Below are 15,122 nucleotides of genomic sequence, written 5' to 3'. Positions count from 1 at the left end.
CCCACGATCGAAGAGGAAACCATGAAAACGGGTATTCACCCTGATTACGTAGAGACCACGGTGCACTGCGGCTGTGGCCACACGTTCACCACGCGCAGCACCAAGCAGAGCGGACAGATTCACGTCGAGGTCTGCTCGCAGTGCCATCCCTTCTATACCGGCAAGCAGAAGATCCTGGACAGCGGCGGCCGGGTGGCGCGCTTCGAGAAGCGCTACGGCAAGCGCACCGGGGCGAGCGCAGCGACGGGAAAAACCGAGGCCGCGGCCGACAACGCCGACAAAGGCTCAGCGGACAAGTAGCGTCCTTTCCGGCGCCCGTTCTGCCGCATCAGCGGCCAGGCCGGGCGCCGGTTTGCGTTCGCGAGGGGCCACGGAGAGGAGGTCGACATGGCTCGCGCGCAGTCCCCGACTCAGTCGGGAGGAGCGATCGACACGCTGCTGGCCGAGCATGCCGACCTCGAACGCCAACTCAGCGATCCGGACCTGCACGCCGACGCCGCCCGCGCCCGCAAAGTAAGTAAGCGCTTCGCGCAGGTGTCGCCGATCGTCGCGACGTACCGCAAGCTCGAGGCGGCCCGCGGCGACCTAGAGGCGGCACGGGAGCTGGTCGCCGACGACCCGTCGTTCGCGGCCGAGGTCGACGAGCTGGTGGGCACCGTCGAGCAGCTCGACACCCAGCTGACCGATCTGCTCGCACCCCGCGACCCGCACGACGCCGACGACATCGTCCTCGAGGTCAAGTCGGGGGAGGGCGGCGAGGAGTCCGCGCTGTTCGCCGCCGACCTGGCCCGGATGTACATCCGTTACGCCGAGCGCCACGGCTGGACCGTCACTGTGCTCGACGAGACCTTCTCCGACCTCGGCGGCTACAAGGACGCCACGCTGTCCATCCGGAGCAAGGGTGACTCGGCCGACGGCGTGTGGTCGCGGCTGAAGTTCGAAGGCGGCGTGCACCGGGTGCAACGCGTCCCGGTCACCGAGTCGCAGGGCCGCGTGCACACCTCCGCGGCCGGAGTGCTCGTCTACCCCGAACCCGAGGAGATCGAGGAGGTGCAGATCGACGAGTCCGATCTGCGCGTCGATGTCTACCGGTCGTCGGGCAAGGGCGGCCAGGGCGTCAACACCACCGACTCCGCGGTGCGCATCACCCACCTGCCCACCGGCATCGTCGTCACCTGTCAGAACGAGCGGTCGCAGCTGCAGAACAAGGCCCGTGCGATGCAGGTGCTCGCCGCGCGGTTGCAGGCGATGGCCGAGGAGCAGGCGCAGGCCGACGCCTCGGCCGACCGCGCCAGCCAGATCCGCACCGTGGACCGCAGCGAGCGCATCCGTACCTACAACTTCCCGGAGAACCGGATCGCCGATCACCGGATCAACTTCAAAGCGCACAACCTCGACCAGGTGCTCGACGGCGACCTCGACGACCTGTTCGACGCGCTGGCCGCCGCCGACAAGCAAGCGAGACTGCAGGCCACATGACCCGGCCCAGCCCGGCGCCGGCATCCACCACGCTGAGCCAGACCATCGACGCCGCCGCGACGGTGCTGGCCGAAGCGGGTGTCGCCACGCCGCGCGTCGACGCCGAACTGCTGGCCGCGCACGTGTTGGGCACCGACCGGGGCCGTCTGCGGTTCATCGAGGCCGGACCTGAGTTCGCGCAACGATACGACGATCTCATCGCCCGGCGCGCCCGGCGCGTCCCGCTGCAGCATCTGGTCGGCACCGCCGCGTTCGGACCGGTCGACGTGCACGTCGGCCCTGGTGTGTTCATCCCGCGCCCCGAGACCGAAGCCTTGCTGGAATGGGCTCTGGCGCAACGGTTGCCCGATGCCCCGGTGATCGTCGACCTGTGCACGGGCAGCGGTGCGCTGGCGCTTGCGCTGGCGCATGACCGGCCCGACGCGCGCATCATCGCCGTCGACGACTCGGAGTCGGCGCTCCAATACGCGCGACGCAATCTCGCCGGAACGGCCGTCGAGGTGGTCTGCGCCGATGTGACCGTACCCGCGCTGCTGCCCGAACTCGACGGCTCGGTCGACCTCGTCGTCGCGAACCCGCCCTACATTCCCGACGGTGCGCAGCTGGAACCCGAAGTGGCCGAACATGATCCGGCCCACGCATTGTTCGGGGGACCGGACGGGATGCGAGTGATCGGGGCGATCGTCGGCCTGGCGGGCCGGTGGCTGCGCACCGGCGGGCTTGTGGCCGTCGAGCACGACGACACGACGTCGGACCGCACCGTCGAGCGGTTCAGCCACGCAACGCGCTTCGTCGACATCACCGCCCGGCACGACCTCACCGGGCGGCCACGGTTCGTGACCGCGCGGAGGACCAGATGACGCCCGAAGGAGAAGTCGCGGGATGAGTCAGTTGTTCGACTGCTCCGACGCCGACCAGCGTGAGTCCGGTATCGCGTCGGCGATCAGCGCGCTCAAAGGCGGCCGTCTGGTCGTGTTACCGACGGACACCGTCTACGGCGTCGGCGCCGACGCATTCGACGGTGAAGCCGTCACCGCCCTGCTCGCCGCCAAGGGGCGCGGCCGTGACATGCCGGTGCCCGTCCTGGTCGGTTCGTGGCACACGATCGAGGGCCTGGTCTACAACGTGCCGAACAGCGCACGCGAACTCATCCGCGCCTTCTGGCCGGGCGCGCTGAGCTTGGTGGTACGCCAGGCGCCGTCGCTGCATTGGGACCTCGGCGATGCACACGGAACCGTGATGCTGCGCATGCCGTTGCATCCGGTGGCCATCGAACTGCTGCGCGCAGTCGGGCCGATGGCGGTCTCGAGTGCCAACGTCTCCGGACAACCCCCGGCCGTCACCGCAGAAGCGGCGCGCGAACAACTCGGCGAGCAAGTCGAGGTGTACCTGGAAGCAGGGCCATCCGAGCGGCAGGCCGCGTCGACGATCGTCGACCTCACCGGCGCACACCCCCGCCTGCTACGCGAAGGCCCGGTCGGTGTGGAGGCGATCGCGACCGTGCTCGGTGTCGAGCCGACGACTTTGACGGACTGAGATTGGCTTTCGTGCAGTACGGTTCACCGGTGGTCTACGCCACCGACACGCTGCTGGCACTCAACGATCGCGGTGCGGGCGTACCGATCCGGGAGCTCGCGCTGGTCGGTCTGACGGCCGCGATCATCACCTACTTCGCGACCGGGTGGGTCAGGGTCATGGCGCGTCGCTTCGGTGCCGTCGCGATCCCGCGCGACCGAGACGTGCACGCGCAACCCATCCCGCGGATGGGCGGGCTCGCCATGTACATCGGCGTCGCGTTCGCTGTCCTGCTGGCCTCCCAACTGCCTGCGCTGACGCGGGGATTCGTCTACTCGACGGGCATGCCCGCGGTAGTCGTCGCCGGCGGGCTGATCATGGTCGTCGGCCTGATCGACGACCGCTGGGGCCTGGACTCGCTGACGAAGTTCGCCGGTCAGATCACCGCGGCGAGTGTGCTCGTCACCATGGGGGTGGCGTGGAGCGTGCTCTACATCCCGATCGGCGGCGTCGGCACCATCGTCTTGGATCAGGTGTCGTCGATCCTGCTGACGCTGGCCCTGACGGTGTCGATCGTCAACGCGATGAACTTCATCGACGGGCTCGACGGGCTCGCGGCCGGCCTCGGGCTGATCACCGCATCGGCGATCTGCATCTTCTCCGTCGGGCTGCTGCGCGACCACGGCGGCGATGTCCTGTTCTATCCGCCTGCGGTGATCTCGGTGGTGCTGGCCGGGGTGTGCCTCGGGTTCCTGCCGCACAACTTCCACCCCGCCAGGATCTTCATGGGCGACTCCGGGTCGATGCTGATCGGCCTGATGCTGGCGGCGGCGGCCACCACCGCCGCGGGCCCCATCTCGCAGACGGCGTACGGGGTGCGCGACGTCTTCGCGCTGCTGTCGCCGTTCCTGCTCGTGGTCGCGGTGATGTTCGTGCCCGCGCTCGACACCCTGCTGGCGATCATCCGGCGTACCCGCGCGGGCGTGCATTTCACGACACCGGACAAGATGCACCTGCATCACCGGTTGCTCCAGATCGGTCATTCGCACCGGCGAGTCGTCCTGGTGATCTATCTGTGGGTGGCCATCGTCTGCTTCGGTGCGGCCAGCACGATCTTCATCGATCCGCGCTACAGCGGAGCCGTCATGCTGGCCGCGATTCTCGTCGCCGTCGTCGTGACCCTGATCCCTCTTCTCCGTCGACGAAACGGCCAATTCCAGCCGATGTACGACGAAAAGTAGTAGACCCCCTTTTATGCCTCCCACCATGTGTTAGGGTGCATTCAGAACCCGAAAAAACCTCACGGGTTGCCGGCCCCCGGGCCATCGGTACACCACCGATCGGAACGGAACCACGACCGACAAAGGGAGCTGCCCCGTGGGTGATTCCAGCGAGCCAAACGCCCTCCGATACGCTCAGGGCGCATGCACGCAAATCATCGGGGCAGCCACCGTGAACCGCGGATTGAGGTGAAGTTGTGACGACGCCAGCGCAAGATGCGCCATTGGTGTTGCCATCCGTTGCGTTCCGCCCGTTACGGCTCTCGGTGATCTGCTTTGCGCTGACCGTGCTCGCCACGGTGGCAACCGCCCTGCTCGGCCATCCGATGGTCGGAATCTTCTTCGGCATCGGCTTGGGCCTCGGCTTGTTCAACGCAATTCTGGTACGACGATCGGCCCTGCGGATCACCGCCCACGCTCACCCGCTGAAGAGCAAAATGGCCGTGAACTCCGCCGTCCGCTTGATGGTCCTGACGGTGATCGGCCTGGTGATCGCATTTGCGTTCCGGCCCGAGGGACTGGGTGTGGTCTTCGGAATGGCGTTGTTCCAGATGCTGCTCGTGTTCACGACCGCCGTGCCCGTTGCGCGGAAACTGCGCGCAGGCAGCCCGACTGACACCGTTGGATCCCAAGGGGAGGCCACCCAGTAATGACCGAAACCATCCTCGCCGCCGACTCCGGAATTCACGTCGGCACGCATACCGAGGCCAATTGGTTTGGGCTGACTGTCAACACCGATACGTTGCTCTCCGCGTCGATCGCCGCGGTGATCGTGCTGGCGCTCGCGTTCTACCTGCGCGCGAAGGTGACGTCGAGCGGTGTGCCCAGCGGAGTGCAGCTCTTCTGGGAAGCCATCACCGTCCAGGTGCGCAACCAGGTCGAGTCCGCGATCGGTATGAAGATCGCGCCGTTCGTGCTGCCTCTCGCGGTGACGCTGTTCGTCTACATCCTGATCGCGAACTGGCTGTCGGTCTTTCCGTGGCAGTACAGCGACGAGACCGGGATTCACGAACTGCTCAAACCCGCGGCCGCCGACATCAACTTTGTGTTGGCGCTCGGCCTGTTCGTATTCATCTGCTACCACGCCGCCGGGTTCTGGCGCCGCGGTCCGCTCGGCCACCCCGTGCGACTGCTCAAGGGGCACGTGTCGTTCCTCGCCCCGATCAACCTCGTCGAAGAGCTCGCCAAGCCAGTCTCGTTGTCACTCCGACTTTTCGGCAACGTCTTCGCCGGCGGCATCATGGTCACGATCATCGCCCTGTTTCCGGCATACATTCTGTGGGCACCGAATGCCCTATGGAAGTCGTTCGAATTGTTCATCGGCGCCATCCAGGCGTTCATCTTCGCGCTGCTGACGATCTTGTACTTCGGTCAGTCGATGGAGCTTGAGGATGAACATCACTGACCACGCGTAAATGCTCGACAAAACCACCTGGTAGGACTGCTACCAGAAATCAAGGAGGATAAGGAATGGATCCCACTATCGCTGCCGGAGCGCTCATCGGCGGTGGACTTCTTCTGGGCGGCGGCGCCATCGGTGCTGCGATCGGCGACGGTGTCGTCGGTAGCGCTCTGGTCAACGGCGTAGCCCGCCAGCCTGAAGCTCAGGGTCGTCTGTTCGTGCCGTTCTTCATCACGGTGGGTCTGGTGGAGGCCATGTACTTCATCAACCTGGCGTTCATGGCGCTGTTCGTGTTCGCCACGCCGGTCGGAGGTTAAAGCCGGCCATGGCTGACTCGAACGTCGTTCTGTTGGCGGCTGAGGGAGGCGGTCAGAGCAACTTCCTCATCCCCAACGGCACCTTCATCTTCGTGCTGCTGATCTTTTTGATCGTGCTCGGAGTGATCGCCAAGTGGGTCGTGCCCCCGATTTCTCGGGTCCTGCACGAGCGCGAGGCGATGGTGTTCAAGACGGCCGAGGACAATCGACGGGCAGCCCAACTGAGGGCAGCTGCGGACGCCGACTATCGCAACGTGATGGCGGACGCCCGCCGCGAGGCGACGTCGGTCCGTGAAGAGGCCCGTGCAGAGGGTCGCAAGATCGTCGACGACGCGCGGGCCCGCGCCAACGCGGAAGTCTCGACACTTCTGCAGCAGGCGAACGAACAGCTCACGCAGCAGTCGCGGGCTCTGACGACCGATCTCCAGTCGTCGGTGGAGACGTTGGCCGCCAACCTCGCAAGTCGGGTGCTCGGCGTCGACGTGGCTACGCGCACGGTGCCGGTCGCGACAGGACGGGAGCGCTGACGAATGTCGACCTTTATCGGCCAGCTCATCGGCTTCGTCCTCATTGTGTTCCTGATCGTGAAGTTTGTCGTGCCGCCGGTGCGCAACATGATGAGGACCCAGCAGGAGACGATCCGCGATCAGCTCACCGAACACGCCGAGGCCGAGAAGAAGGTGGCCGACGCCGATACCGAGCACGCAAGAGCTCTGGAACAGGCCAAGGCCGAGGCTGCACAGGTGATCGAAGAGGCCCGCAGGGACGCCGAGATCATCGCCCAGCAACTGCGCGCGCAGGCCGACGTCGAGCTGGAGCGCATCAAGACGCTAGGGGCGCAACAGGTTCAGCTTCTGCGCCAGCAGCTCGTTCGCGAGCTCCGGCAGAGCCTCGGTGCCGAATCGGTGCAGCGGGCAGGCGACCTGGTGCGCGACTTCGTCTCCGATAGCTCCGAACAATCCGCGACTGTCGACCGCTTCCTTGCCGAGCTCGACGAGATGGCCCCGTCGACGACGACGTTCACCGACGTCGTGACGGCGAAGCTGCGTGCCGCCAGCCGCGACTCCCTGGCTCAGCTGGTCGAGCGGTTCGACGGGGTGGCCGACGGTCTGGACGGGGACGCGCTGACGCGGCTGGCCGACGATCTCGCGTCCACCTCGAAACTGTTGCGCCGCGAGCCTGTGCTCTCCCGGCATCTGGCCGATCCCTCCAGCGCTGACGAGCCCAAGGTTCGGCTCGTCGAGCGGCTGCTCTCGGGCCAGGTCTCCGACTCTGCGCTCGACCTGGTCAAAACCGCTGTGTCGCAGCGGTGGTCGGCCACCTCCGATCTGATTCACAGCATCCAGCACGTCGCCCGGCTGGCGCTTCTTGTGCGAGCCGAGGGGGAGGGTCAGATCGAGGACGTCGAAGATCAGCTGTTCCGGTTCAGCCGCATCCTCGATTCCGAGCCGCGCCTGATCTCGTTGCTGGGCGAGTACACCGCCCCGCTCGAGGGACGAATCGGGTTGCTGAACAACGTGCTTGGGCGACGGGCGAGCAAGAACACCGCCGACCTGCTGCGTCAGACGCTCGATCTGCTGCACGGGGAGCGCGCCGACGAGGCCGTTCGCGAACTGGCGAACCTGGCCGTCTCGCGGCGCGGCGAGGTCGTGGCGCAGGTTCGCGCGGCCGCTGAGCTCAGCGACACCCAGAGCGAGCGGCTCACCGAACTGCTCACCCGTATCTACGACCGGCCGGTGTCGATTCAGCTCGACGTCAACCCCGAACTGCTCGGCGGCCTGACGATCGCCGTCGGCGACGAGGTGATCGACGGCTCGCTGGCGTCGAAGCTGGCGGCGGCCGAGACCCGTTTACCCGACTGACCCACCACACCAAGACCCACACACGAAGTAGGAAAGCGAGAAAGCCGCCGATGAGCGCTCGCGCGAAGAGGAGAAGACCATGGCAGAGTTGACGATCTCGGCGGATGAGATCCAGGGCGCGATCGAGGAGTATGTCTCCGGCTTCGAGGCGGACACCGAGCGCGAAGAGATCGGCACCGTCATCGACGCCGGCGACGGTATCGCTCACGTCGAGGGTCTCCCGTCGGTGATGACCCAGGAGCTGCTCGAGTTCCCCGGCGGCGTGCTGGGCGTGGCGCTGAACCTCGACGAGCACAGCATCGGCGCCGTCATCCTCGGTGACTTCGAGAAGATCGAAGAAGGCCAGCAGGTGAAGCGCACCGGCGAGGTCCTCTCGGTGCCGGTGGGCGACGCCTTCCTCGGTCGCGTGGTCAACCCGCTGGGCCAACCGATCGACGGCCGCGGCGAGATCGAGACGACCGAACGTCGCGCGCTCGAGCTCCAGGCGCCGTCGGTGGTGCAGCGCCAGGGCGTGAGCGAGCCGCTGCAGACGGGCATCAAGGCCATCGACTCGCAGACCCCGATCGGTCGCGGCCAGCGTCAGCTGATCATCGGCGACCGCAAGACCGGCAAGACCGCGGTGTGTGTGGACACCATCCTCAACCAGCGGCAGAACTGGGAGTCCGGCGATCCCGATCAGCAGGTCCGCTGCGTGTACGTCGCGATCGGGCAGAAGGGCACCACGATCGCCAGCGTGCGCCAGACCCTCGAAGAGGGCGGCGCCATGGAGTACACGACGATCGTCGCCGCGCCGGCGTCGGACTCGGCCGGCTTCAAATGGCTTGCGCCGTACACGGGATCGTCGATCGCTCAGCACTGGATGTACGACGGCAAGCACGTGCTCATCGTCTTCGACGACCTGACCAAACAGGCCGAGGCGTACCGCGCGATCTCGCTGCTGCTGCGTCGCCCGCCGGGCCGCGAGGCGTACCCGGGCGACGTGTTCTACCTGCACTCGCGGCTGCTGGAGCGCTGCGCGAAGCTTTCCGATGAGCTCGGCGGCGGTTCGTTGACCGGGCTGCCGATCATCGAGACCAAGGCCAACGACATCTCGGCGTACATCCCGACGAACGTCATCTCGATCACCGACGGTCAGTGCTTCCTGGAGACCGACCTGTTCAACCAGGGTGTGCGGCCGGCCATCAACGTCGGTGTCTCGGTGTCGCGTGTCGGTGGCGCCGCACAGATCAAGGCGATGAAGGAGGTGGCCGGGTCGCTGCGTCTGGACCTGTCGCAGTACCGCGAACTCGAGTCGTTCGCTGCGTTCGCCTCCGATCTGGACGAGACCTCGAAGGCGCAGCTCGACCGCGGCGCCCGGCTCGTCGAGTTGCTCAAACAACCGCAGAGCAGCCCGATGCCCGTCGAGGAACAGGTCGTCGCGATCTTCCTCGGCACCAGGGGGCACCTGGATTCGGTTCCCGTCGAAGACGTTCAGAAGTTCGAGCGCGAATTCCTCGATCACGTGAAGGGGTCGCAGGAGGGCATCCTCAAGGAGATCCGGGAGAGCAAGAAGCTCTCCGAGGAGCTGGAGGAGAAGCTCGAAAAAGTCGTCAACGACTTCAAGAAGGGCTTCGCCACCACCGACGGCAGCTCGGTCGTGCCCGACGAGCATGTCGAGGCGATGGACGAGGAAGACGTCGAAAAGGAATCGGTGAAGGTCCGCAAGCCCGCACCGAAGAAGAAGTAAGGCCTGAACACAGATGGCTGCCACACTGCGCGAATTGCGCGGCCGCATCCGCTCCGCGGGCTCGATCAAAAAGATCACCAAAGCCCAGGAGCTGATCGCGACGTCGCGAATCGCCAAGGCGCAGGCCCGAGTCGAGGCGGCTCGGCCCTACGACCGCGAGATCACAAACATGCTCACCGAACTCGCCAGCGCGAGCGCACTGGATCACCCACTGCTGGTCCCGCGTGAGAATCCCCGGCGGGCCGCCGTATTGGTGGTGTCGTCGGACCGAGGTCTGGCCGGTGCGTACAACGCGAACATCTTCCGGAGGTCCGAGGAGCTGTTTGCCCTTCTTCGTTCGGAGGGCAAGGAACCGATCCTGTACGTGGTGGGCCGTAAAGCTCTCGGGTACTACAGCTTCCGCAACTGGGACATCCAGGAGTCGTGGACCGGGTTCTCCGAGCGGCCCGACTACGAGAACGCTCAGGAGATCGCAAGCACGCTGGTGGACGCGTTCACGGCGGGCATGGACGACGAAGGCGACGACCCCGGTGCCGACAACGTCCTCGGAGTCGACGAACTGCACATCGTCTTCACCGAATTCAGGTCGATGCTGTCGCAGTCGGCGATCGCACGCCGGATCGCACCGATGGTGGTGGAGTACAGCGAAGAAGACCCCGGACTGCAGACGCTGTTCTCCTTCGAACCGGATGCCGAGACCCTCTTCGGCGCCCTGTTGCCCCGCTACATCTCGACCCGCATCTTCGCCGCGCTGCTCGAGGCGGCGGCGTCGGAGTCGGCTTCTCGCCGGCGCGCCATGAAGTCGGCGACTGACAACGCCGACGATCTCATCAAGGACCTGACCCTGATGGCCAACCGCGAACGGCAATCTCAGATCACCCAGGAAATCAGCGAAATCGTCGGTGGCGCGAACGCGCTTGCGGACGCCGCCAAGAAGTAGCCCCAGAAAGCGAAGAAGACAATGACTGCTACTGCTGAAAAAGCGACCAGCACCGACACCGCGGGTCGCGTCGTACGTGTCACCGGCCCCGTCGTCGACGTCGAGTTCCCGCGCGGTTCCGTGCCGGAACTGTTCAACGCGCTGCACGCCGAGATCGGTTACAAGGACCTGGCCAAGACGCTGACCCTCGAGGTCGCCCAGCACCTCGGCGACAACCTCGTGCGCTGCATCTCGATGCAGCCGACCGACGGCCTGGTGCGTGGTGTCGAGGTGACCGACACCGGCAGCTCGATCTCGGTGCCGGTCGGTGACGGCGTCAAGGGCCACGTGTTCAACGCGTTGGGCGACTGCCTTGACGAGCCCGGCTACGGCAAGGATTTCGACCGCTGGTCGATCCACCGCAAGCCGCCGGCGTTCGATCAGCTCGAACCCAAGACCGAGATGCTGGAGACGGGTCTGAAGGTCGTCGACCTGCTGACCCCCTACGTCCGCGGCGGCAAGATCGCACTGTTCGGTGGTGCCGGCGTCGGCAAGACCGTTCTGATCCAGGAGATGATCAACCGCATCGCCCGCAACTTCGGCGGTACGTCGGTGTTCGCAGGCGTGGGTGAGCGCACCCGCGAGGGCAACGACCTGTGGGTCGAGCTCGCCGACGCCGACGTGCTCAAGGACACCGCGCTGGTGTTCGGCCAGATGGACGAGCCGCCGGGCACTCGTATGCGAGTCGCGTTGTCCGCGTTGACGATGGCCGAGTTCTTCCGTGACGAGCAGGGCCAGGACGTGCTGCTGTTCATCGACAACATCTTCCGATTCACCCAGGCGGGTTCGGAGGTTTCGACGCTGCTGGGCCGCATGCCCTCGGCGGTGGGCTATCAGCCGACGCTGGCCGACGAGATGGGTGAGCTGCAGGAGCGCATCACCTCGACCCGAGGCCACTCGATCACCTCGATGCAGGCCGTGTACGTGCCCGCCGACGACTACACCGACCCGGCCCCGGCGACGACGTTCGCCCACCTCGACGCGACCACCGAGTTGAGCCGTTCGGTGTTCTCCAAGGGCATCTTCCCGGCGGTGGACCCGCTGGCTTCCAGCTCGACGATCCTCGATCCGAGCGTGGTCGGCGACGAGCACTACCGCGTCGCCCAAGAGGTCATCCGAATCCTGCAGCGCTACAAGGACCTTCAGGACATCATCGCGATCCTCGGTATCGACGAGTTGGCCGAAGAGGACAAGCAGCTGGTGCAGCGCGCCCGCCGGATCGAGCGCTTCCTGTCGCAGAACATGATGGCGGCCGAGCAGTTCACCGGGCAGCCCGGCTCGACGGTTCCGCTGAAGGAAACCATCGAAGCGTTCGACAAGTTGACCAAGGGCGACTTCGACCATCTGCCGGAGCAGGCGTTCTTCCTGATCGGTGGTCTCGAGGATCTGGAGAAGAAGGCAGAAAGCCTCGGCGCCAAGATGGATTCCGGCGGCGGTGATGGCGCCCCCGCTCAGAAGGACTCGAACGGCGACGCCGACAAGGGCGACGATTCCGACAAGGACGAATAGCGATGGCAGATCTGGACGTCGACATTGTCGCCGTCGAGCGGGAAATCTGGTCGGGCAAGGCGACGTTCGTGTTCACCCGCACCACTGCGGGTGAGATCGGCATCTTGCCCCGCCATATCCCGTTGGTTGCTCAGCTCGTCGACGACGCCATGGTGCGCGTCGAGCGAGAGGGCGAGGAGGATCTGCGCATCGCCGTCGACGGCGGATTCATGTCGGTCACCGGTGAAGGCGTGATCATCCTTGCGGAGTCCGCCGAACTCGAGTCCGAGATCGATAGCGACCGTGCGCGGCAGGACTCCGAATCCGACGATCCCGCAGTCGCGGCAAAAGGTCGAGCCAGGCTTCGCGCCCTGGGCCAGATCGACTAGCGGTCGGCACCTGGGCGAGCGGAGCGATGGGATAGACAGATGAGCGCGCTCATGTTCGTCATGGTCGCGCTGATCTGCGTGCTGCTTTTTGTCGTGATCGCGCTGTTCTACCGGCTGTGGAAGCTACGGCAGGTAGGCGGTACCGCAGGGATTTTGCGGGACGTGCCGGCTGTCGGTGGCCAGGGCTGGCGTCACGGTGTAATGCGTTATCGCGGTGGCGAAGCCGGCTTCTATCGGTTGTCGAGTCTGCGCTGGTGGCCCGACCGCCGGCTGAGCCGCCGCGGCCTGGAGATCGTGTCGCGCCGCGGTCCGCGCGGCGACGAGTACGACATCATGACCGACGAAATCGTGGTGCTGGAGCTGCGCGATACCAGCCCTGAACGTCGTCGCGGCTACGAGATCGCGCTGGATCGTGGTGCGCTGACGGCGTTTCTGTCATGGCTGGAGTCCCGGCCGTCGCCTCGCGCGCGGCGCCGAAGCTTTTAATCCGTTGCCGGACCGCCCGGTTGCCACAGCACGTCGCCCTGTGGGTTGGCAGCGCGGGACAGGATGAAGAGCAGGTCCGACAGCCTGTTCAGGTATTTCGCGGGTAGCACGGTGATCGAATCGCCGTGATACTCGACCGCTGCCCAGGCCGATCGCTCAGCGCGGCGGGCAACCGTGCGAGCCACGTGCAATAAGGCCGATAGGGGAGTACCGCCGGGCAGCACAAACGAATTCAGCGGGGGAAGCGGCTCGTTGAACTCGTCGCACCAGGCTTCCAGTCGGTCGATATAGCTTTGGGTGATTCGCAGCGGCGGGTGTTCGGGGTTCTCGACCACCGGAGTCGAAAGGTCGGCGCCCGCATCGAAGAGGTCGTTCTGAATTTGCTTGAGTACCTTCGACGTTTGCTCGCTGGGATTTCCCAGGGCGATGGCGACGCCGATGGCGGCGTTGACTTCGTCGCAGTCGGCATACGCCACGAGGCGGGCGTCATTCTTTGACACCCTGCTGAAATCGCTCAGGCCCGTGGTGCCGTCATCGCCCGTACGCGTGTATATCCGGGTGAGATGGACCGCCATGGTCAAACCGTACCGGAACCCGTAGCCGAGGAAACTGACATGGCCCGCGGCGCTGTTTAGACTTACCCGCGTGAGCGAGCGATTCGTGGTGACCGGCGGAAACCGGTTATCTGGCGAAGTTGCCGTCGGGGGAGCAAAGAACAGCGTCTTGAAGCTGATGGCCGCGACCCTGCTGGCTGAAGGCACCAGCACGATCACAAATTGTCCGGACATCCTCGACGTACCGCTGATGGCCGAGGTGCTACGGGGTCTCGGGGCCACCGTCGAGCTGAACGGCGACGTCGTCCGAATCACCTCGCCCGACGAACCCAAGTACGACGCCGACTTTGCCGCCGTTCGTCAATTCCGCGCTTCTGTGTGCGTATTGGGACCGCTCGTCGGCCGGTGCAAGCGTGCCAAGGTCGCGCTGCCGGGCGGCGACGCGATCGGCTCACGACCGTTGGACATGCACCAGGCAGGCCTGCGCCAGCTGGGTGCGCGGTGCAACATCGAGCACGGTTGCGTGGTGGCCGAGGCCGACCACCTCCGCGGCGCCGAGATCCAGCTGGAGTTTCCATCCGTTGGTGCCACCGAGAACATCTTGATGGCGGCCGTCGTCGCCGAGGGTGTCACGACCATCCACAACGCCGCCCGCGAACCCGACGTCGTCGATCTCTGCGCGATGCTCAACCAGATGGGCGCCCAGATTTCCGGCGCGGGCACCCCGACCATGACGATCACCGGCGTTGACCGACTGCATCCAACCGAGCACCGGGTGATCGGCGACCGGATCGTGGCGGCGACGTGGGGGATCGCCGCCGCGATGACGCACGGCGACATCTCCGTGACCGGCGTGGACCCGCAGCACCTGCAGCTGGTCCTGCACAAGCTGCACGACGCCGGCGCCACCGTGACGCAGTCCGACGACGGGTTCCGGGTGGTCCAGTACGAGCGTCCGAAGGCGGTAAACGTCGCGACGCTTCCGTTCCCCGGCTTCCCGACGGACCTGCAGCCGATGGCGATCGCCCTGGCGTCGATCGCCGACGGCACGTCGATGATCACCGAGAACGTCTTCGAAGCCCGCTTCCGATTCGTCGAGGAGATGGTGCGCCTAGGAGCCGACGCCAGGACCGACGGCCATCACGCGGTGGTCAGGGGTATCCCGCAGCTTTCCAGTGCGCCGGTCTGGTCGTCCGATATCCGGGCCGGTGCCGGGCTCGTCCTGGCCGGGCTGGTCGCCGACGGCGATACCGAGGTCCACGACGTCTTCCACATCGACCGCGGTTATCCGCTGTTTGTCGAGAATCTGCAGAGCTTGGGCGCGGAAATCGAGCGCGTAGCCTGACCGGCGCCGCCGGGCTGGCGCGCACTGCCCCTATCCCCGGAACCCGCTTTGGGGTTTGTCCGGAACTGGCGTATCCTCTTATGAGAAGCCCACGGCCCCAGGCCAATCGGACTGGCGGACGGGGTTTGACGTCTCTGTCCAGATCGGTATAGACTGGCAGGGTTGCCCCAAAAGCGGGTGTGTTGTTTGAGAACTCAATAGTGTGTTTGGTGGTTTTTGTTTGTTGTTGTTTTTTGCCATGCCCTGTTTTCCCGTTTGTGGGTGTGGTGTTTTTTGATGCCAGTTTTTGGTGTCTGTTTG

General features: G+C 65.6%; 17 protein-coding genes. 16 read left to right on the top strand and 1 reads right to left on the bottom strand.

Annotated features, from left to right (window positions below; translation table 11 throughout):
• Positions 1–21 precede the first annotated feature (21 nt).
• The 15 genes from rpmE (at position 22) to CEX88_RS24325 (ending at position 12,923) form a co-directional block, all read left to right on the top strand.
• Positions 22–300: a 50S ribosomal protein L31 gene (gene rpmE, locus CEX88_RS24395; protein WP_066842455.1), complete on the top strand. Its 279-nt coding sequence runs from the start codon at positions 22–24 to the stop codon at positions 298–300.
• 87 nt (positions 301–387) lie between these two features.
• Positions 388–1,479 carry a peptide chain release factor 1 gene (prfA, locus tag CEX88_RS24390; RefSeq protein ID WP_068194489.1) on the top strand — a complete coding sequence of 364 codons (1,092 nt, stop codon included), beginning with the start codon at positions 388–390 and terminating at the stop codon, positions 1,477–1,479.
• Positions 1,476–2,339 (top strand): peptide chain release factor N(5)-glutamine methyltransferase, encoded by an 864-nt coding sequence (gene prmC, locus CEX88_RS24385; protein ID WP_094295448.1) that lies wholly within the window; start codon positions 1,476–1,478, stop codon positions 2,337–2,339. The genes prfA and prmC overlap by 4 nt, the downstream gene beginning before the upstream one ends.
• A 22-nt stretch (positions 2,340–2,361) precedes the next feature.
• Positions 2,362–3,015, top strand: a complete 654-nt coding sequence (locus tag CEX88_RS24380) for an L-threonylcarbamoyladenylate synthase (protein WP_094295447.1) — start codon at positions 2,362–2,364, stop codon at positions 3,013–3,015.
• Positions 3,016–3,026: 11 nt separating this feature from the next.
• Positions 3,027–4,235, top strand: a complete 1,209-nt coding sequence (locus tag CEX88_RS24375; protein WP_068194543.1) for a glycosyltransferase family 4 protein — start codon at positions 3,027–3,029, stop codon at positions 4,233–4,235.
• A gap of 236 nt (positions 4,236–4,471) precedes the next feature.
• Positions 4,472–4,924 (top strand): ATP synthase subunit I, encoded by a 453-nt coding sequence (locus tag CEX88_RS24370; RefSeq protein ID WP_094295446.1) that lies wholly within the window; start codon positions 4,472–4,474, stop codon positions 4,922–4,924.
• On the top strand, positions 4,924–5,679 hold the full coding sequence (gene atpB, locus CEX88_RS24365) for a F0F1 ATP synthase subunit A (protein WP_064397804.1): 756 nt from the start codon (positions 4,924–4,926) through the stop codon (positions 5,677–5,679). The genes CEX88_RS24370 and atpB overlap by 1 nt, the downstream gene beginning before the upstream one ends.
• 65 nt (positions 5,680–5,744) lie before the next feature.
• Positions 5,745–5,993, top strand: coding sequence for a F0F1 ATP synthase subunit C (locus CEX88_RS24360; RefSeq protein ID WP_064347125.1), 249 nt, complete (start codon positions 5,745–5,747; stop codon positions 5,991–5,993).
• Between the two features lie 8 nt (positions 5,994–6,001).
• A complete protein-coding gene (locus CEX88_RS24355; RefSeq protein ID WP_064397807.1) occupies positions 6,002–6,520 on the top strand; it encodes a F0F1 ATP synthase subunit B in 519 nt (172 codons plus the stop codon).
• A gap of 3 nt (positions 6,521–6,523) precedes the next feature.
• Positions 6,524–7,855 carry a F0F1 ATP synthase subunit B/delta gene (locus CEX88_RS24350; protein ID WP_094295445.1) on the top strand — a complete coding sequence of 444 codons (1,332 nt, stop codon included), beginning with the start codon at positions 6,524–6,526 and terminating at the stop codon, positions 7,853–7,855.
• 79 nt (positions 7,856–7,934) lie between these two features.
• Positions 7,935–9,581 carry a F0F1 ATP synthase subunit alpha gene (gene atpA, locus CEX88_RS24345; protein ID WP_064397810.1) on the top strand — a complete coding sequence of 549 codons (1,647 nt, stop codon included), beginning with the start codon at positions 7,935–7,937 and terminating at the stop codon, positions 9,579–9,581.
• Positions 9,582–9,594: 13 nt separating this feature from the next.
• On the top strand, positions 9,595–10,521 hold the full coding sequence (locus tag CEX88_RS24340; protein ID WP_064397811.1) for a F0F1 ATP synthase subunit gamma: 927 nt from the start codon (positions 9,595–9,597) through the stop codon (positions 10,519–10,521).
• A 21-nt stretch (positions 10,522–10,542) separates the two neighbouring features.
• The gene (gene atpD / locus CEX88_RS24335) at positions 10,543–12,069 is read left to right on the top strand and encodes a F0F1 ATP synthase subunit beta (RefSeq protein ID WP_066842443.1); all 1,527 of its coding nucleotides are present in this window, start codon (positions 10,543–10,545) and stop codon (positions 12,067–12,069) included.
• Positions 12,070–12,071: 2 nt separating this feature from the next.
• On the top strand, positions 12,072–12,437 hold the full coding sequence (locus CEX88_RS24330; protein WP_064397815.1) for a F0F1 ATP synthase subunit epsilon: 366 nt from the start codon (positions 12,072–12,074) through the stop codon (positions 12,435–12,437).
• Between the two features lie 39 nt (positions 12,438–12,476).
• Entirely contained in the window at positions 12,477–12,923 is a 447-nt protein-coding gene (locus tag CEX88_RS24325) for a DUF2550 domain-containing protein (RefSeq protein ID WP_066842442.1), read from the top strand.
• On the opposite strand, the gene CEX88_RS24320 is transcribed toward CEX88_RS24325, so the two are convergent.
• Positions 12,920–13,498 (bottom strand): cob(I)yrinic acid a,c-diamide adenosyltransferase, encoded by a 579-nt coding sequence (locus tag CEX88_RS24320; RefSeq protein ID WP_094295444.1) that lies wholly within the window; start codon positions 13,496–13,498, stop codon positions 12,920–12,922. The two genes, CEX88_RS24325 and CEX88_RS24320, sit on opposite strands and share 4 nt — an antisense overlap.
• A gap of 70 nt (positions 13,499–13,568) precedes the next feature.
• Here CEX88_RS24320 and murA point away from each other — a divergent pair, with 70 nt between their 5' ends.
• Positions 13,569–14,822 carry a UDP-N-acetylglucosamine 1-carboxyvinyltransferase gene (gene murA, locus CEX88_RS24315; RefSeq protein ID WP_064397820.1) on the top strand — a complete coding sequence of 418 codons (1,254 nt, stop codon included), beginning with the start codon at positions 13,569–13,571 and terminating at the stop codon, positions 14,820–14,822.
• Positions 14,823–15,122 lie beyond the last annotated feature (300 nt).

It is taken from the genome of Mycobacterium neumannii, from assembly GCF_002245615.1.
GTDB classification, from domain to species: Bacteria; Actinomycetota; Actinomycetes; order Mycobacteriales; family Mycobacteriaceae; genus Mycobacterium; species Mycobacterium neumannii_A.
This window is presented reverse-complemented; position numbering and strand designations above follow the sequence as displayed.